Below are 18,759 nucleotides of genomic sequence, written 5' to 3'. Positions count from 1 at the left end.
TGATCAGCCGCGGCTGATCGTTGGCACGTGGGGCTCGCCCTCGTGCCGCAGCCAGATGGTGGACAGCGCGGGGATCGTCACTGTCGCCACAGCGGGTCCGCTGTCATCTGAGTGCGCGACGACCATGCCGAGATTGCCCGATCCACGGCCGCCGTACTCTGCGGCATCCGTGTTGAGGATCTCCTGCCATACGCCTGCGACAGGTAGAGCGAGGCGGTGGCCGCTGCGCTCGACGCCGGCGAAGTTGCTGATCACGACGACACGTCCGCCGTGTGCGTCACGGCGCTCGAACGCGATCACGTTCGGGTCCCAGCTGGGCGCCCCGAGACGCGCGAACGACGAGCCGTCGTTGTCTCGCTCCCACAGAGGAGCCTGGGCGCGATAAGTGAGATTGAGCTGCCCGACGAAATTCTGCAGCTGCGCATGCGACGGCTGCTCCAGCAGCCACCAGTCGAGCTCGCGGGATTCGGACCACTCCGCCAGCTGCCCGAATTCCTGCCCCATGAAGAGCAGCTTCTTGCCAGGGTGACCCCACATGTACGCGAGGTACGCGCGAACGTTCGCGAGCTTGTGCCAGTGGTCGCCGGGCATCTTCGCGAGCAGGCTGCCCTTGCCGTGTACGACCTCGTCGTGGCTTATCGGGAGCAGATAGTTCTCTCCGAACGCGTAGACGAAGGAGAACGTCATCTCACCTTCGTGATGGGCACGGTACATCGGGTCGCGTTCGATGTACTGCAGGGAGTCGTTCATCCAGCCCATGTTCCACTTGAACCCGAAGCCGAGTCCGGCGTGGTCGGTCGGTGCCGTGACGCCGGGGAAGCTCGTCGACTCCTCCGCGATCATCAGCACGCCGGGGTGAAGACGATAGGCGGTCGCATTGACCTCCTGGAGGAAGCGGATCGCCTCGAGGTTCTCTCTGCCCCCATGGACGTTCGGCTCCCACTCGCCCTCGTTGCGTGAGTAGTCGAGATAGAGCATCGAGGCCACCGCGTCGACGCGTAGGCCGTCGACATGGAACTCGCTCAGCCAGAAGAGTGCGTTGGCGACCAGGAAGCCGCGCACCTCTGGGCGGCCGTAGTCGAAGATGAGGGTTCCCCAGTCCTGGTGCTCACCGCGCCGAGGGTCGGGGTGCTCGTAGAGCGGCTGTCCGTCGAACCTCGCGAGGGCGAAGGCGTCCTTGGGGAAGTGCCCGGGCACCCAGTCCATGATCACGCCGATCCCCGCCTGGTGGAGTCGATCGATCAGGTACCGCAGGTCATCCGGGCTGCCGAACCGGCTCGTCGCCGCGTAGTACCCGCTCACCTGATAGCCCCAGGAGCCCCCGAAGGGATGCTCTGCGAGTGGCATGAACTCGACGTGCGTGAAACCGGCCTCGGTGACGTGGGCGATCAGCGGCTCTGTCGCCTCGCGGTAGCTCAGGCCCCCGCGCCAGGATCCGAGGTGCACCTCATAGACAGACAGCGGCTGGGCGACGGCGTGGGTCGCCGCACGGCGGGTCATCCACGCACCGTCGGACCAGGCGTAGGTCGACTGCGTGATGACCGATGCCGTTTCGGGCGGGACCTGTGCGGCCTGAGCCATCGGGTCGGCCTTGAAGATCCACGAGCCCTCACGGGTGCGGATCTCGTACTTGTAGGTCGTTCCGATCGCGAGGTCGGGGATGAACAGCTCCCAGATGCCGCTCACACCCATCGAGCGCATCGAGTGAGGCTCGCCGTTCCACCCGTTGTGTTCGCCGACGACACGGACGGCTGTGGCGTTGGGAGCCCAGACCGCGAAGGCGACGCCGCTCTCGCCGTCGGCGATACGAGGGTGCGCACCCAGCACCTGCCACAGCTGCTCATGTCTCCCCTCGGCGATCAGATGCAGATCGACGTCGCCGAGGGTGGGCAGGTGGCGGTAGGGGTCGCCGCTGATCGTCTCTTCGTCGTCGCCGTAGGCAGTGGCGAGCCGATACGGAACCGGCGATCCGTCGTGCTGCGCCTCCCATATGCCGTGCGCGACGTGTTCGAGGTCGAGTCGGCTGCCGTCAGTGAAGACGGCCGCGACCGACGAGGCGAGCGGACGACGGGCACGGATCACCGTGACGGTGCGGTCGCGCGCATCCGTGAACGGGTGCGAGCCGAGCACGGCGTGCGGGTCGTGGTGGGTGCCGGCCGCCACTGCAGACCAGTCCGATGACGTGGCGGCATCTTCGACGTAGCTCATGCTCGTCTCCTCACCTTCAGTATGTGCACCGGTTCGGCGAAGGCGTCGAGGCGCACGTAGTTGTGGTCGGCCCAGGTCCAGACGGCGCCGGTCAGCAGGTCCTCCACCTCGAACTGCTCGCCCTGGGGCACACCCCAGATCGTCGTGTCGAGATGGACGGTGGTCTCGCGAACGGAATGCGGATCGACGTTCGCGATCACGAGGATCGTGTCGGAGTGGCCGGTGCCGGTGAAGGCTGCGTCGAGATGCTTGCTGTAGACGAGCACGGAGTCATCATCGCTCCAGTGCACGGAGAGGTTGCGGAGCTGTCGGAGAGCCGGGTGCGCTGCGCGGATCTCATTCAGCCGGCGCAGGAGAGGGGCCAGCGAGTCGCCGGCGGCCTCTGCACCCTCCCAGTCACGGAACTTGAACTCGTACTTCTCGTTGTCGATGTTCTCCTCGGAACCGGGGCGCGCCACATTCTCGAAGAGTTCGTAGCCCGCATACACGCCGTAGACGGGAGCAGCGGTGGCCGCTATGCAGGCACGGATCCGGTAGGCGGCGCGTCCGCCGAACTGCAGGTACTCGGTGAGGATGTCATGCGTGTTCACGAAAAGGTTCGGTCGCATGTAGTCGCTCGTCTCGTGCGAGACGCTGGTGAGGAACTCCTCGAGCTCCGCCTTGGTGTTGCGCCAGGTGAAGTAGCTGTAGCTCTGCTGGAACCCGACGGCCGCCAGAGCGCGCATCACGGCGGGGCGCGTGAAGGCTTCGGCGAGGAAGATCACGTCGGGGTCCTGAGCGTTCACGGTGGCGATGAGCCACTCCCAGAACTGCAGCGGCTTCGTGTGCGGGTTGTCGACCCGGAAGATCTTCACGCCCTGCCGCACCCAGTGCTGCACGATACGCAGCATCTCCCGGTAGATGCCGGCGGGGTCGTTGTCGAAGTTCAGGGGGTAGATGTCCTGGTACTTCTTCGGAGGGTTCTCCGCGTAGGCGATGGTGCCGTCGGGAAGGGTCGTGAACCACTCCGGGTGCTCATCGACCCAGGGGTGGTCCGGAGACGCCTGCAGAGCGAGATCGAGAGCGACCTCCAGGCCCTCGTTCTTCGCGGCTCGCACGAAGGCGCGGAAGTCAGCCGATGTGCCGAGCTCGGGGTGGATCGCGTCGTGGCCGCCGTCGGCGGAGCCGATCGCATACGGCGAACCTGGGTCGCCCGGTTCGGTGGTCAGTGTGTTGTTCCGGCCTTTGCGGTTCGTCGTCCCGATCGGATGGACGGGCACCAGATAGATGACGTCGAACCCCATGGCGGCGACAGCGGGAAGGCGCTTGGCGGCCGTCTTGAACGTGCCGCTCTTGACCGTGCCGTCCTTGAGACGTCGCGCGCCCTCTGAGCGTGGGAAGAACTCGTACCAGGCCCCGACGCCAGCCGCGGTCCGCTCGACGAGCAGCGTGTGCGCCGCCGACGCTGAGCGGAGTGTCATGAGCGGCCGGTCGCGGAAGAAACCGGCGAGCTCGGCATCGGTCGAGGCAGCGGTGGTGATCGCCGCATCACCGCCGCTCAGCGCCGCGGCGACGTCACTGAGACGTCTGCGCTGAGCTACGGGGCGGTCCTTCTCGGCTGCTGCCCGCGTGAGCAGCTCGGCCCCGAGCGCCGCCATCACCGGCACATCCACGCCAGCGGCGACCTTCACCTCGGCGGCGTGAGCCCAGGTCGCGAAGTCGTCGGAGAACGCCTCGAAGCGAAAGGTCCAGCGACCCTGCACGTCGATCGCGACCTCGGCACCCCAGCGATCGCTTCCATCCAGGAATGGGGTCAGGCGGTGCAGGGTCTCGTCGCCCTCAGGCGAGGTCAACCGCAGCTGCACGCCGATCAGGTCGTGCCCCTCGCGGAAGGCGACCACGCTGAACGGAACCACCTCGCCGACGAAGGCCTTGGGTGCGAAACCGCCCGGCACGGCCGGTGTACCACCGACCAGCGGAATGCGGGTCGCGACGAGCCCGTCGCCGTCCGAGACGGCACCCAACGGGCGCGACGGGATCTGTGCGGGGCTTCGGAGAGCCTTCGGACTGGTGCTGCTCATACGTGCGGCCACCTCCCGAATGTACCGCTCCCGAAGGCGAGCGGGTAGCTTGCAGAAGGCACCGGCGCGCCGCCCGTCATTCCACGCGGAAGAGTCGCATCGAGGTGCCCGGGATGGGCAGGATGTCGCCCGGAGCGAACACCTCACCGCCGTCATCCGGCCTGTCGTCGGCACTCGACCACAGCGAGACGAAGCGCGTCGCATCCTCGAGTTCCTCAGGGAGGCGCACGTCTATCGGCGACTCCGTGCCGTGCACGATGAGGAGGATCCGGTTGGCTGCCTCGCGATCGGGGGTCGAGGCAGCGACGTACTGCAGCGTCCGGTTGCCCGGGTCCGTCCATTGCTCGCTCTCCATCGTCTCGCCGTTCTGGTCAAACCAGTCCATGACGGAGGCGTTGGGGATGTGCTCGCCGAGTCGGGCATACCGGCTCGGCCGGAGAGCGGGGTTCTCCGAACGGAGCTGGATGAGTCGAGCGACGTGCGCGCGGAGATCCTCCTGCCACGGCTCTTCGTCCCATCCGAGCCAGGTCATCGACGAGTCCTGGGCGTAGGCGTTGTTGTTGCCGCGTTGCGTGCGTCCGACCTCATCGCCTGCGGTGAGCATCGGGATTCCCGCAGACAGCAGCAGGGTGCCGAGCAGATTGCGCATCGCCTTCCGACGGGCGGCGAGGATGGCCGGGTCATCGGTCGGGCCCTCGATGCCGTGATTGAACGCGCGGTTCATGTCGGCGCCGTCGCGGTTCTGCTCGCCGTTCGCCTCGTTGTGCTTGACGTCATACGACACGAGGTCGTGCAGGGTGAATCCGTCGTGCGCCGTGACGAAGTTGATGCTCGCGAGCGGGCCCCGTTTGTCAGCGAAGGTGTTGGAGGAGCCGGCGAGACGCGTCGCGAAGCCGCCGATGCCGACGGGAGCGGAGGCGCGGCGTGCGTAGTCGATGTCGCTCAGCCAGAAGTTGCGCACGCGGTCGCGGTAGCGGTCGTTCCACTCCAGCCAGCCCTTCGGGAAGTTCCCCGTCTGCCAGCCACCCATACCGACGTCCCACGGCTCCGCGATGAGCTTGGTCTCCTTGAGGATCGGATCGTTCGCGATCGCCGTGAGCAGCGGGTGATCCGGGGTGTAGGTGTGTGAGGCATCGCGGGCGATGGCCGCGGCGAGGTCGAACCGGAATCCGTCGATCTGCATCTCCTGCGCCCAATAGCGCAGCGAGTCGAGCACGAGTCGGGCGCCGGCATCGGTCGAGGTGTCGAGCGTGTTGCCGCACCCCGTCGTGTCGATGTACGCGCCGGATGCGTCCTGTCGGTAGTAGCTCGCGTTGTCGATCCCGCGCAGACTCGAGCGGGGGCCGCCGAGGCCCTCCTCAGAGGTGTGGTTGTAGACGACGTCGAGGATGACTTCGAGTCCTGCCTCGTGGAGCAGCCGCACCATGCCCTTGAATTCGGCGAGCACGGCCTCGGGGCCGCCCTTGCGTGCGTCCTCCGACGCGTAGGCGTTGTGCGGTGTGAAGAAGTTGAGGGTGTTGTAGCCCCAGTAGTTCGTGAGGCCGCGCTCGAGCAGCCGAGGCTCCGGCACGAACGCCTGAACGGGGAGCAATTCGATGGATGTGATGCCCAGAGCGTGGAAGTACTCGATCATGGCCGGGTGCGCGAGGCCGGCGTACGTGCCGTGCAGAGCGGGCGGCACATCGGGGTGGCGTTTGGTCAGCCCTTTCAGATGCCCTTCATAGATCACGGTCCGGTCGAGCGGGATCTGCGGCTTGACGGAGTCGCCCCAGTCGAACCCGTCGACGATCACGACCGAGCGCCACTCCTCGTAGCCGTCGCCCTGGGCGAGACCACGGGCATACGGATCGAGCAGGAGGGTCTCGGGGTTGAAGGTGTTGCCGGGGCCATGCGGTCCGCCGACACGGATGGCGTATCGGGTGCCCGGTTGGAGCAGCTCCGTGGTCACTTCCCAGATACCCCCGGGAAGGCGGGCGAGGTCGACCTGATCGATCACCCAGTCGAGGTCGGTGGCATCGAAGACGACGAGCTCGATGGAGGACGCGTTCTGCGACCAGACGCGGAGTGTTCCGACGCCGTCGTGAAGGCGAACGCCGAGGTTGTCGAGTGCAGTACCGCCGGGCACGGTGATGTCTCGGATCGCGGGCATGAATACACAATAGGGCTCTGCGCCCGGGTGCCAGGACACCGTGCACTCAGTTCCATGTGCACCCCGGGTGATGAAAATGGGGGAGAGTTGAAGGATGCAGCACTATCTCGATCACGCCGCGACGGCTCCGCTGCGCCCCGAGGCACGCGAGGCGTGGTTGGAGGCGAGCACGTTGGTCGGCAATGCGTCGTCGACCCACGGCGCGGGGCAGGATGCCCGACGACTGCTCGAGGAAGCGCGTGAACGCTCTGCTGCTGTGCTCGACTGCGATCCCATTGAGGTCGTCTTCACCTCCGGCGGCACCGAGTCGATCAATCTCGCGCTGCAGGGGCTGTGGCAGGCGCGCCAACCGGGAACGGACGCCATCGTGATGCCGGATGCCGAGCATCACGCCACCATGGACACCGTCGAGGCTCTGATCGCGGCGGGAGCGGTCCTTCGCGCTGTACCGGTATTTCGCTCGGCAGCAATAGACGTCGCAGCGTTCACCTCGCAGCTGTCGGGGGCTGCGCTGGCCACGGCGTTGGTAGCCAACAATGAGGCGGGGACCATCAACGACGCAGCGGCGCTGGCGACATCCGCCGCAGTGGCGCAGGTGCCACTGCACTTCGATGCCGTGTCGGCGCTCGGTCATGTTCCGCTGTCGTTCCGGGCCCTGCGAGGCCACGCAGCGGACGCCGTCGGTCTGGTGGCGATGAGCGTGGCCGGCCACAAGATCGGCGCCCCCGTCGGTGTCGGTGCGTTGGTCGTCGCTCGCTCCGCGCGGCTCTCGGCGCTCCTTCGCGGGGGCGCGCAGCAGAGAGGCCTCCGTGCAGGGACGCAAGACATCGCGGGGGCAGCTGCGTTCGCGATCGCGCTGGAACTCGCCGAGGCGGAGCTGCAGACCGAGAGTGTCCGACTGAGCGCGATGCGCGATCGTCTGATCGACGGCATCCTCACCCGAATTCCGACTGCCGAGGTCCTGGGCGACCGCGCCGAACGGCTTCCGGGCAACGTGCACGTGCTGTTTCCCGGCGCTGTGGGGGAGAGCCTTCTCTTCCTGCTCGACATGGCGGGCATTGCGGCATCCACCGGATCCGCGTGCCAGGCGGGCGTCGCGGAGCCCTCGCATGTGGTGATGGCCATGGGGTTCAGCGAACGGGAAGCACGCAGCGTGCTCCGTTTCTCGCTGGGACGAACCTCGACGGATGCCGACGTCGACGCGGTTCTCGCTTCGATCGCGGACGCGTACTCGCGCGCATCCGGCTCCGGCTCAGCTGCGCGCTCGTAGACTGGTCGCATGAGGATTCTTGCGGCCATGAGTGGCGGGGTGGACTCCGCAGTCGCGGCCGCGCGTGCCGTGGAAGCGGGGCATGACGTCGTCGGAGTGCATCTCGCGCTGTCCCGCGCAGGCGGCACCCTCCGCACCGGAAGCAGAGGCTGCTGCACGATCGAGGACGCGCTCGATGCGCGCCGCGCAGCAGATCTCCTCGGCATTCCCTTCTACGTCTGGGATTTCTCGGAGCGGTTCCGCGAAGACGTGATCGCCGACTTCGTGTCGGAGTATCAAGCCGGGCGCACTCCCAACCCCTGCATGCGCTGCAACGAGAAGATCAAGTTCGCCGCCTTGCTCGAACGCGCGATCGAGCTCGGCTTCGACGCGGTCTGCACGGGGCACTACGCGACACTTGTTACCACAGACGCCGGCCTCGAGCTGCATCGTGCGGCCGACAATGCGAAGGATCAGTCGTACGTCCTCGGCGTGCTGACGGCCGAGCAGCTGGCCCACACCTACTTCCCGCTCGGCACGACACCCTCGAAGGCTGTCGTTCGGGCTGAGGCCGCGGAGCGCGGGTTGACGGTCGCGCAGAAGCCCGACAGCCATGACATCTGCTTCATCCCTGACGGCGACACGCGCGGTTGGCTGGCTGAGAAGGTCGGCACCGCGACGGGTGAGATCGTCGACCGCACCGGTGACGTCGTGGGCTCGCACGAGGGGGCACATGCCTTCACAGTGGGCCAGCGTCGTGGGCTCAAGCTCGGTGTTCCGGCGGCGGACGGCAAGCCCCGGTTCGTCCTCGAAGTGCGCCCGGTGTCGAACACCGTCGTGGTCGGACCGAAGGAGGCGCTCGCTATCCGCGAGATCGCCGGTGCTCGATTCAGCTGGGCGGGAGCAGCGCCCGTGGACTCCGAGTTCGACTGCGAGGTGCAGATCCGAGCTCACGCGGAACCCGAGGTCGCTCGGGCGTTCGTCTCAGCCGACGGCGTGCGCGTCGTACCCGAGGAGCCGCTGAACGGAGTCGCACCGGGGCAGACAGCTGTCCTCTACGTCGGCACTCGCGTCCTGGGTCAGTTCACGATCGACCGCACGGTGTCTGCGGTACCGGTCGACGCGTAGCGCCTCCGTCGGGATGTCGGCGGCCGCTCGTAGACTGGCGGAGTGCCGGAGAACATCTCGCTGGAAGACGCCCGTATCGAAGCCGACGAGCTGACCACTCGCATCCTCGAGGCGAAAGACGCGTACTACGGGCGCGACACCTCGGTCGTCGACGATCGCACGTACGACGGCTGGATGCATCGACTCGAGGAGCTGGAGCGTCTGCATCCCGAGCTCCAGGGGCAGGACTCACCGACGCAGATGGTCGGCGCGGCAGAGGCGACGGGACTCGCGACGATCGAGCACGCCGAGCGGATGCTGAGCCTCGACAACGTCTTCTCGATCGACGAGCTCAGGGAGTGGGCTGCGAAGACTCGCGCCGCTGCGGGGAGGGACGTCGACTGGCTCACGGAGCTGAAGATCGACGGGCTCGCGATCAACCTTCGCTACGAGAATGGACGCCTGACATCGGCGGCCACGCGCGGCGACGGCCGCGTCGGTGAGATCGTGACGGAGAACGCTCTGCGACTGCCCGAGATCCCGCTTCAGCTCGAGGGCACGGGGCATCCGCCGATCGTCGAGGTCAGGGGAGAGGTGTTCATCCCCGTGGCGGCATTCGAGCGTCTCAACGCAGCCCAGGCCGCCTTCCGCGATCGCGCCTATGACGACGCATTCGCCCGCTGGGAGGCCCGAGGCGGGGCGAAGCGACCGTTCGACGAAGAGAAGGCCAGAACGGCCGCGGCCCGTCGATTCCCCTCTTTCGCCAACCCGCGCAATGCGGCGAGCGGGGGCCTGCGGCAGCAGATCGACAAGAAGAACGGCCTCGAGCTCGAGGCCGGAATGCTGCGCATCGAATCGCTCGCCCTCTACGTCCATGGCATCGGCGCATGGGAGAACCCGCCGGTGGCCGCGCAGAGCCAGGTATACGACCAGCTTGCGAAATGGGGGCTTCCCACGAGCCCGCACACGAAGGTGTGCACCGGAATAGACGAGGTGACCGATTTCGTCGAGTACTTCGGCGAGCACCGACATGACATCGAGCACGAGCTCGACGGCATCGTGGTCAAGGTCGACGAGCTCTCGCTGCACGACGAGCTCGGCGCGACGAGTCGCGCTCCGCGATGGGCGATCGCCTACAAATACCCGCCGGAAGAGGTTCAGACGAAACTCCTCGACATCGTCGTGTCGGTGGGACGCACGGGTCGTGCCACTCCGTTCGCTGTGATGGCGCCGGCACAGGTCGCCGGATCGGTGGTCAGGCAGGCGACGCTCCACAACAAGGACGTCGTGAAGGCCAAGGGCGTGCTCATCGGCGACACGGTCGTGCTGCGTAAAGCGGGCGACGTCATCCCCGAGGTGCTCGGGCCGGTCGTCGAAAAGCGCGACGGCACGGAGCGCGAGTTCGTCATGCCTGTGGAGTGCCCCGAGTGCGGCACTCCGCTGCGTCCGATGAAAGAGGGCGACATCGATCTGCGGTGTCCGAATGCGCGATCGTGCCCAGCGCAGGTGCGCGGTCGCGTGGAGCACATCGGATCGCGGGGTGCCCTCGACATCGAAGCTCTCGGAGAAGTCACTGCTGCCGCGCTCACCCAACCGACATCTCCCGCGGTGCCGCCCCTCGAGACCGAGGCCGGCCTGTTCGCGCTCACCCTCGACGAGATCGTGCCGATCGAGCTGTTCGTGCGCGACGCCGAGACGGGGCTGCCGAAGGAAGACGATGACGGAGTAGTCAAGATGCGCGCTCCGTTCCGACGCAACCCCACCGCTGCAGAAAAGAAGTCAGGACTCGAGGGTCCTCAGCCGTCTTCTCAGGCGCTCACTCTTCTGGCCGAGCTCGAGAAGGCGAAGACGAAAGATCTCTGGCGTCTTCTCGTGTCGCTGAACATCCGCCACGTCGGGCCGGTTGCGGCGAGAGCGCTGGCGCAGTGGTTCGGTTCGCTCGACGCGATCCGCGCCGCATCCCGCGACGAGCTCGCTGCAGTCGAAGGCGTCGGTGGCATCATCGCGGACTCCCTGCTCGCCTGGTTCGATGTGGACTGGCACCACGAGATCGTGCGTCGGTGGACCGAAGCCGGTGTTCAATGGACCACGCCAGGACACCCGGGCCCGGGTGCGGCAGTGATCGAGGGAGGCGTGCTGGAAGGGATCACCGTCGTCGCCACGGGCTCGCTCGACGGCTACACGCGTGACGGCGCGCAGGAGGCCATCATCAAGGCGGGCGGCAAGGCGGCATCGAGCGTCTCCAAGAAGACCGACTTCGTCGCCGCCGGTCCTGGTGCGGGGTCGAAGCTCGGCAAGGCCGAGGAACTGGGCATCCGGATCCTCGACGCCGCCCAGTTCCACGTGCTCGTCACCGAAGGGCCGGACGCGCTCGGATGAAGCGCTACGGACCGTTGATCGTCGTTCCGGGCGCCCTCGCCGTCGGCGATCCGGGAAGGCATCACCTGCGCCTCACACCGGACGCCGTGCTCTTCCGTGAAGGCACCGAGAATCGAGGACTCGTTCCGTGGGCCCAGGTCGAGCGCGTGCTTCTCGATGTTCCTGTGACGCGATTCCGGCTGCCGGGACTTGTCAGCACGATCGTGATCGGTGCGCTGACGTTCCTTGCCGTCTCCGATCTCGGATTGGATCCGGACGACGGCACGGTCGACGTGCTGATCGACGGCGAATCGACCAGCGCACCCTTGAGTCGTCACCATGTCGGCGGGTACTGGGCTCCGACAGTCGATGGTGCCCACAGGCTGCTGCAGCACCTCATCGACCACCCGCAGCAGCGATCGCTGCTCGCCCGCCCGGAATCACTTCTCGATATCGCCGTCCGCCTCGCACGCAGCGGGGCGACAGGAGCTTCAGGCTCCTGAAGCGCTCACGCTTCGGCGATGTGCTGGAGCAACTTCGGTGATCCGCCGAACCCGAGCCTTGGCTCTGTCCATCCACTTCAAGCGCGCCAGGCTCCGAACTTCGTCGGCCCCGGCGCGCTCGATGTGCATGTGATGGTCAGTCCTTGTGGCGCGGCTTGCGGAACGGCTTCTCGCCACGGTCGTCGCTGCGGGCCGGACGGTCATCCCGATCGTGGCGGGGGCGGTCGAAGCCGCCTCGAGCGCCACCGTCGTTGCGTCGCGATGCGGGGCCGCGATCGGGCTTGATCTCGATCAGCCGACCCGAGATGCGGGTGTCCTTGAGCTTGTCGAGCACCGAGGAATCGAGGTTCGCGGGCAGCTCGACGACCGTGAAGTCCGGCCGGATGTTGATGGCGCCGAAGTCGTCACGGCCGAGGCCGCCCTCGTTCGCGAGCGCGCCGACGATCTGACGCGGTTCGACCCGGTGACGTCGACCGACCTCGATGCGGTAGGGCTTGTAGTCGCCCCGTCCTCGGCGCTCGCGAGGCTCGCGGGTCTCCCTCTGGTCACGGTTGTTGCGCTCCCGCGGCGGACGGTTGTCGAACTCGACCGCCTTCGTCAGCGGGTCGTCCGAGGGGTCCAGCAGCAGCGGAGTGTCACCCTGGGCGACGACCGCTAGCGCCGCCGCCACGTCGGCCTCCGGCACATCGTGGTTGCGCACGTAGTGGGCGATGATGTCGCGGAACTTCTCGATCCGCGGGTTGTCGCCGAGCGCCGCCGTGATCGCGTCGTCGAAACGCGCAAGACGCGTGGTGTTCACGTCATCCATGCTGGGCAGCTGCATCTGAGCGGGCTGCTGACGCGTCGCCTTCTCGATCGCCTTGAGCAGGTAGCGCTCGCGAGGCGTGATGAAGCTGATCGCGTCGCCCTTGCGTCCCGCACGGCCGGTGCGACCGATGCGGTGCACATACGACTCGGTGTCGGTGGGGATGTCGAAGTTGATGACGTGGCTGATGCGCTCGACGTCGAGACCACGTGCGGCGACGTCCGTCGCCACGAGGATGTCGAGCTTGCCGTCCTTGAGCTGATTGACGCTGCGCTCACGCTGCACCTGAGCCACGTCGCCGTTGATGGCGGCGGCCGAGTATCCACGAGCGCGCAGCTTCTCGGCGAGGGTCTCGGTCTCGTTCTTGGTGCGCACGAACACGATCATCCCGTCGAAGTTCTCGACCTCGAGAATGCGGGTCAGAGCGTCGACCTTCTGGGCGTACGAGACCACCAGGTAGCGCTGCGTGATGTTGGTGCCCGTCGCGGTCTTCGACTTGATGCTGATCTCTTCGGGATCGCGCAGGTACTTCTGTGCGAGGCGACGGATCTGCGGAGGCATCGTTGCGGAGAACAGTGCGACCTGCTTCTCGACGGGCGTCTGCGCGAGGATCTGCTCGACGTCTTCCGCGAAGCCCATCTTCAGCATCTCATCGGCCTCGTCGAGCACCAGGTACTGCAGGTGCGAAAGGTCGAGGGTGCCCTTGGCGAGGTGGTCCATGATGCGGCCGGGCGTTCCGACGATCACGTGCACGCCGCGTCGCAGTGCAGAGAGCTGCACGCCGTAGGCCTGGCCGCCGTAGACGGGCAGCATATGAACGCCCTTCATCTTCGAGGCGTAGGACTCGAAGGCTTCGCAGACCTGCAGAGCGAGCTCGCGCGTAGGTGCGAGCACCAGAGCCTGAGGCGTCTTCTGGGAGACGTCGAGGCGCTCCAGCACGGGGAGCGCGAAGGCGGCGGTCTTTCCCGTTCCGGTCTGCGCCATGCCGACGACGTCGCGGCCCGACAAGAGAGTGGGGATCGTCGCGGCCTGGATGGGGGAGGGGGTCTCGTAGCCGAGGTCGCGGATCGCCTTGAGGACGGGTCCGGTGATACCGAGTTCCTCGAATCCAGGGGTCTCGGGGGCTTCGGTGGATACAGCGTCTTCAGGGGTCACTGATCAAGGGTAGCGCGTCCCGAGTTCCCGCGCCTGTGAGGGCGCCCTCAGGCGCCCGACGTCAGCGCCAGGAGCTTCTCCTTCACTTGCCGCCGAAGGACCTTTCCGATCAATGACTTCGGCAGTTCGTCCACGACGAAGATGCGACGAGGCACCTTGTAGGGGGTGAGGATGCTGCGTGAGTGCTCGCGGATCGCCTCGACGTCCACGTCCGTTCCGGGGTCCACGACGATCGCGGCGACGACCTCTTCGCCGGAGTGATCGCTCGGGAGGCCGACCACCGCGGCATCCACGACCTGCGGGTGCTGGCGCAGTGCGCGCTCCACCTCGGTCGGCGCGACGTTGAAGCCGCCGGTGATGATGAGCTCCTTGATGCGGTCGACGATTCTGATGAATCCCGCGTCATCGACCGTCACGATGTCTCCAGTGCGGAACCACTCGCCGACGAAGACAGCCTCGGTCTCCTCCGGCTTGCCGTAGTACCCCGAGAACACCTGCGGACCGCGCACGAGGAGCTCGCCGGCTGTGCCGGGTGCGACATCGACGGTCGGGTTCTCGGGATCGACCACGCGGCACTCGGTGCCGGGCAACGGAAGACCCACCGTGCCCGGAACGCGGTTGTCCGCCACCGGATTCGCCATGAGGACGGGGGAGCACTCGCTGAGCCCGTAGCCTTCGACGAGGAAGCCGTGCGTCGCCGCCTCGAACGGCACCACCAGCTCGTGCGGCAGCGCCATCGCACCGGAGATCGCAACCTCGATTCCGTCGAGCGACACGCCTTTGGTATTGGCCGCAGTGAGCAGCCGATCTGCGATCGGGGGCACGAGCGGAAGGAACGTCGCCGGGCGCTTCTTCATTACATCGAGGACGAGGTCCGGGTCGAACTTGGGGAACAGGACGAGGCGCGCACCCATCGACATCGCGAAGGTCAGGCACAGAGTGAGTCCGTAGGCGTGGAACATCGGCAGCACCGCGTACACGACGCAGCCCTTGCCGCGCTGGATGGACGGCACCCACGCTTGCGACTGGGCGGCGTTCGCGAGCAGGTTCCCATGGGTGAGAGCCGCGCCCTTCGGGGCGCCCGTGGTCCCAGACGTGTACTGGATGATGGCCAGATCGCCGGTGGCGGGCTGCGGGTGCGTCGTGGGAATGGGTGACGACTGCACGAGTGCGTCCCACGTGATGGTTCCGCGCACGCGCTCGGTGAGCGCCGCCCGCGATTCACGCGCTTTCGCCACAGGCAGTCGCAGAGCCACGCGGGTGCGGAGAGGCATTGCCCTGGTGACGTCCACGGAGATGAGATTGGTCACTGCGAGATCCGCGGGGAACTCCTGCACCGTCGAGACGACCTTGTTCCAGACGATCGCGTGCTTCGCGCCGTGGTCCTCGAACTGCTTCCGCAGTTCGCGCGGCGTGTAGAGCGGGTTGTGTTCGACGACCACCGCGCCCAGACGGAGCACCGCGTAGAACGCCACGATGTGCTGCGGGCAGTTCGGCAGGACGATCGCCACCGGATCCCCGGCGCGCACACCCAGGTCGCGCAGGCCCTCGGCGGCGCGGTCGATCGCGTCCTGCAGCTGTGCATAGGTCGTTTCACGTCCGAAGAACTGCAGCGCGGGCGCGTCCGGGTAGTCGCGAGCGGATGCGGCGACGATGTCGATCAGCGATCCCGAGACGGGGGCGAGATCCTCGGGGACGCCGTCCGCGTAGCTGGCGATCCATGGGCGGGGAGGCTGGTAGGAGCTCACCTGCCCAGCATAGGACCGGCCCCGCTCGACTGCGGGAGACGACGGGCACGGCAACTAGACTTGGCTCGTGTCTGAAATCACCCCTGATCTTGTGCGCCATCTCGGCGTGCTCGCGCGCATCCAGCTCAACGACGACGAGGTGACCCGGCTGACGGGCCAGCTCGATGCCATCGTCGACAACATCGCGAAGGTGTCGGAGGTCGCAAGCCCCGACGTCGCCGCGACGAGTCATCCGATCCCGCTGAGCAACGTCTACCGCCCCGATGTGGTGGGCGAGACGCTCACGCACGAGCAGGTGCTCCAGAATGCGCCGGACCAGGCCGACGGCCGGTTCCGCGTCACCGCGATCCTGGGAGAAGAACAGTGAGCGACATCATCCGGATGACCGCAGCAGAGCTTGCCGACAAGCTCGCCAGGCGCGAGATCTCCAGCGTCGAGGCGACCCGCGCGCACCTCGACCGCATCGCCGCCGTCGACGGGGACGTCCATGCCTTCCTGCACGTGAACGAGGGGGCGCTCGAGGCCGCAGCCGCCGTCGACGCCCGGCGGGCGGCGGGCGAGGAGCTCGGCCCGATCGCCGGTGTGCCGCTCGCCATCAAGGACGTGCTGGTCACGACCGACCAGCCGACCACCAGCGGCTCGCGGATCCTCGAGGGGTACCGCTCGCCGTACGACGCGACCGTCGTCGCACGTTCGCGCGCCGCGGGGCTCATCCCGCTCGGCAAGACCAACATGGATGAGTTCGCCATGGGTTCGTCCACCGAGCACTCCGCTTATGGCCCCACCCGCAATCCGTGGGACCTCGATCGGATACCCGGAGGTTCCGGCGGTGGATCGGCCGCCGCTGTCGCCGCGTTCGAGGCTCCGCTGGCGCTCGGCTCCGACACCGGTGGGTCCATTCGTCAGCCCGCGCATGTGACCGGCACGGTCGGCGTCAAGCCCACCTACGGCGGCGTCAGCCGCTACGGCGCGATCGCCCTCGCCTCCAGTCTCGACCAGGTCGGACCCGTGACGCGCACCGTGCTCGACGCAGGTCTGCTGCACGACGCGATCGGCGGTCACGACCCGAAGGACTCCACGTCGCTGCGCGACGAATGGCCCTCGTTCGCGGATGCCGCCCGTGAGGGCGCACGCGGAGATGTGCTCAAGGGGCTGAAGGTCGGTGTCATCCGGGAGCTGCCCGACAGCGGCTTCCAGCCCGGCGTCGCCGAGTCGTTCCGCAGTGCACTGGCACTGATGGAAGCTCAGGGTGCCGAAATCGTCGAGATCGGTGCACCCCATTTCGAGTACGGCGTCGCCGCGTATTACCTGATCCTCCCCGCAGAGGCATCCAGCAACCTCGCGAAGTTCGACTCCGTGCGCTTCGGCCTGCGCGTCACGCCCGACGGCAACCCCACGGTCGAGGATGTCATGTCCGCCACACGCGATGCCGGTTTCGGCGACGAGGTGAAGCGACGCATCATCCTCGGCACCTACGCGCTGTCGGCCGGATATTACGACGCCTACTACGGCAGTGCTCAGAAGGTCCGCACGCTCATTCAGCAGGACTTCGCGAACGCGTTCGCCGAGGTCGACATCATCGCGACGCCGTCGGCTCCGACGACCGCGTTCAAGATCGGCGAGAAGATCGATGATCCGCTGCAGATGTACCTGAACGACATCACGACGATCCCCGTGAACCTCGCCGGCGTCCCGGGGATCTCGATTCCCAGCGGCCTCGCGGCGGAGGACGGATTGCCCGTCGGCATCCAGTTCATCGCACCGGCCAGGGAGGACGCGCGACTCTACAAGGTCGGCGCTGCGGTCGAGACGCTCCTCGTCGATTCGTGGGGAGCACCGCTCCTCACGCGTGCACCGCAGCTCGTGGGAGGGACCCGCTGATGGCCACCGCCAAGCTCATGGACTTCGACAAGGCGCTGGAGCTGTTCGAGCCCGTTCTCGGGTTCGAGGTGCACGTCGAGCTCAACACGAACACGAAGATGTTCTCGGATGCGCCGAACCCGGCCAACGAGCTGTACCACGCGGCTGAGCCGAACACGCTGATCGCCCCGGTCGATCTCGGTCTTCCGGGATCGCTGCCCGTCGTGAACGAGACGGCTATCCGCTCGTCGATCAGCCTCGGTCTCGCACTCGGCTGCTCGATCGCACCGTCGAGCCGTTTCGCCCGGAAGAACTACTTCTACCCCGACCTCGGCAAGAACTACCAGATCTCGCAGTATGACGAGCCGATCGCGTTCGAGGGTGAGGTCGAGGTCGAGCTCGAAGACGGAACCATCGTGCAGATCCCGATCGAGCGTGCGCACATGGAAGAGGACGCCGGCAAGCTCACCCATATGGGAGGCGCCACCGGACGCATCCAGGGTGCCGAGTACTCGCTGGTCGATTACAACCGCGCCGGCGTTCCGCTCGTCGAGATCGTGACGAAGGTCATCTTCGGCACAGAGCACCGCGCGCCTGAGGTGGCCAAGGCCTACGTCGCGACCATTCGCGACATCGTCCGCAGCCTCGGGATCTCGGAAGCCCGCCTCGAGCGTGGCAATCTCCGATGCGACGCCAACATCTCGCTGCGCCCTCGCGGCCAGGAGAAGCTCGGCACGCGCACTGAGACCAAGAACGTCAACTCGATGCGCTCAGTAGAGCGCGCCGTGCGCTACGAGATCCAGCGTCAGGCGCAGATCCTCGCCGACGGCGGGACGATCACGCAGGAGACCCGGCACTGGCACGAGGACACCGGCACGACCTCGCCCGGTCGTCCGAAGTCGGATGCTGATGACTACCGTTACTTCCCTGAGCCCGATCTGCTTCCCGTGGAGCCTGCGGCAGAGCTGATCGAAGAGCTCCGAGCGCAGCTGCCCGAACAGCCCGTCGCCCGTCGGCGCCGCCTGATGGCCGAGTGGGGATTCACCGACCTGGAGTTCCAGGACGTGCGCAACGGCGGTCTGTTGGATGTCGTCGAAGCGACGATCGCAGCCGGCGCGACCCCTGCCACCGCGCGCAAGTGGTGGACGGGTGAGATCAGCCGACTCGCGAACACGCAGGAGAAGGACGCCACGGAGCTGATCTCCCCTGAGAACGTCGCGGCGTTGCAGAAGCTCGTCGATGCCGGCACCCTCACCGACAAGCTGGCTCGCCAGGTGCTCGAGGGAGTCATCGCCGGCGAGGGAACGCCGCAGGAGGTCGTGGACAGCCGCGGACTCGCCGTCGTCTCGGACGACGGCGCGCTGATCGCCGCGATCGATCAGGCCCTCGCAGCGCAGCCCGACGTACTCGCCAAGATCAAGGACGGCAAGGTGCAAGCGGCCGGCGCCGTGATCGGCGCCGTGATGAAGGCGATGAAGGGCCAGGCGGACGCGGCCCGAGTCCGCGAACTCGTCCTCGAGCGCGCTGCGCAGTAACCGGATCCCCCGGACCTCATGT

General features: G+C 67.0%; 12 protein-coding genes. 7 read left to right on the top strand and 5 right to left on the bottom strand.

Features of this window, described 5'->3' with window-relative positions:
* Positions 1–3: 3 nt before the first annotated feature.
* The 3 genes from glgB to glgX all read right to left on the bottom strand — a co-directional run bounded on the left by glgB (position 4) and on the right by glgX (position 6,417).
* Entirely contained in the window at positions 4–2,208 is a 2,205-nt protein-coding gene (gene glgB, locus ACIOU8_RS03025; protein ID WP_400785651.1) for a 1,4-alpha-glucan branching protein GlgB, read from the bottom strand.
* Complete coding sequence (locus tag ACIOU8_RS03020) at positions 2,205–4,268, bottom strand: alpha-1,4-glucan--maltose-1-phosphate maltosyltransferase (protein ID WP_400785649.1); 2,064 nt, start codon at positions 4,266–4,268, stop codon at positions 2,205–2,207. Before ACIOU8_RS03020 ends, glgB begins: the two co-directional genes overlap by 4 nt.
* 76 nt (positions 4,269–4,344) lie before the next feature.
* Positions 4,345–6,417: a glycogen debranching protein GlgX gene (gene glgX, locus ACIOU8_RS03015; RefSeq protein ID WP_400785647.1), complete on the bottom strand. Its 2,073-nt coding sequence runs from the start codon at positions 6,415–6,417 to the stop codon at positions 4,345–4,347.
* Between the two features lie 94 nt (positions 6,418–6,511).
* Here glgX and ACIOU8_RS03010 point away from each other — a divergent pair, with 94 nt between their 5' ends.
* The 4 genes from ACIOU8_RS03010 to ACIOU8_RS02995 are packed head-to-tail and all read left to right on the top strand — an operon-like array spanning position 6,512 to position 11,634.
* Positions 6,512–7,687, top strand: coding sequence for a cysteine desulfurase family protein (locus ACIOU8_RS03010; RefSeq protein WP_400785645.1), 1,176 nt, complete (start codon positions 6,512–6,514; stop codon positions 7,685–7,687).
* A gap of 9 nt (positions 7,688–7,696) precedes the next feature.
* The gene (gene mnmA / locus ACIOU8_RS03005) at positions 7,697–8,794 is read left to right on the top strand and encodes a tRNA 2-thiouridine(34) synthase MnmA (protein ID WP_400785643.1); all 1,098 of its coding nucleotides are present in this window, start codon (positions 7,697–7,699) and stop codon (positions 8,792–8,794) included.
* A gap of 42 nt (positions 8,795–8,836) precedes the next feature.
* On the top strand, positions 8,837–11,152 hold the full coding sequence (gene ligA, locus ACIOU8_RS03000; protein ID WP_400785641.1) for an NAD-dependent DNA ligase LigA: 2,316 nt from the start codon (positions 8,837–8,839) through the stop codon (positions 11,150–11,152).
* Positions 11,149–11,634 (top strand): hypothetical protein, encoded by a 486-nt coding sequence (locus ACIOU8_RS02995; RefSeq protein ID WP_400785639.1) that lies wholly within the window; start codon positions 11,149–11,151, stop codon positions 11,632–11,634. Before ligA ends, ACIOU8_RS02995 begins: the two co-directional genes overlap by 4 nt.
* Positions 11,635–11,770: 136 nt before the next feature.
* Here the strand turns inward: ACIOU8_RS02995 and ACIOU8_RS02990 are convergent, their stop codons facing one another.
* Together ACIOU8_RS02990 and ACIOU8_RS02985 are read right to left on the bottom strand one after the other, a co-directional pair.
* Positions 11,771–13,594 (bottom strand): DEAD/DEAH box helicase, encoded by a 1,824-nt coding sequence (locus ACIOU8_RS02990; protein WP_400785637.1) that lies wholly within the window; start codon positions 13,592–13,594, stop codon positions 11,771–11,773.
* A gap of 47 nt (positions 13,595–13,641) precedes the next feature.
* Complete coding sequence (locus ACIOU8_RS02985) at positions 13,642–15,342, bottom strand: long-chain-fatty-acid--CoA ligase (protein WP_400785635.1); 1,701 nt, start codon at positions 15,340–15,342, stop codon at positions 13,642–13,644.
* 67 nt (positions 15,343–15,409) lie between these two features.
* Between ACIOU8_RS02985 and gatC the strand changes: the two genes are divergently transcribed.
* From gatC to gatB, 3 genes are read left to right on the top strand one after another with little or no spacing between them, the layout of a single operon-like run.
* Positions 15,410–15,709, top strand: coding sequence for an Asp-tRNA(Asn)/Glu-tRNA(Gln) amidotransferase subunit GatC (gene gatC, locus ACIOU8_RS02980; protein WP_042536743.1), 300 nt, complete (start codon positions 15,410–15,412; stop codon positions 15,707–15,709).
* Positions 15,706–17,223, top strand: coding sequence for an Asp-tRNA(Asn)/Glu-tRNA(Gln) amidotransferase subunit GatA (gene gatA, locus ACIOU8_RS02975; protein ID WP_400785632.1), 1,518 nt, complete (start codon positions 15,706–15,708; stop codon positions 17,221–17,223). Before gatC ends, gatA begins: the two co-directional genes overlap by 4 nt.
* Entirely contained in the window at positions 17,223–18,737 is a 1,515-nt protein-coding gene (gatB, locus tag ACIOU8_RS02970; protein ID WP_400785630.1) for an Asp-tRNA(Asn)/Glu-tRNA(Gln) amidotransferase subunit GatB, read from the top strand. The genes gatA and gatB overlap by 1 nt, the downstream gene beginning before the upstream one ends.
* The last annotated feature ends 22 nt before the right edge of the window (positions 18,738–18,759 follow it).

Source organism: Microbacterium sp. NPDC087589 (genome assembly GCF_044743635.1).
Lineage (GTDB): Bacteria > Actinomycetota > Actinomycetes > Actinomycetales > Microbacteriaceae > Microbacterium.
This window is presented reverse-complemented; position numbering and strand designations above follow the sequence as displayed.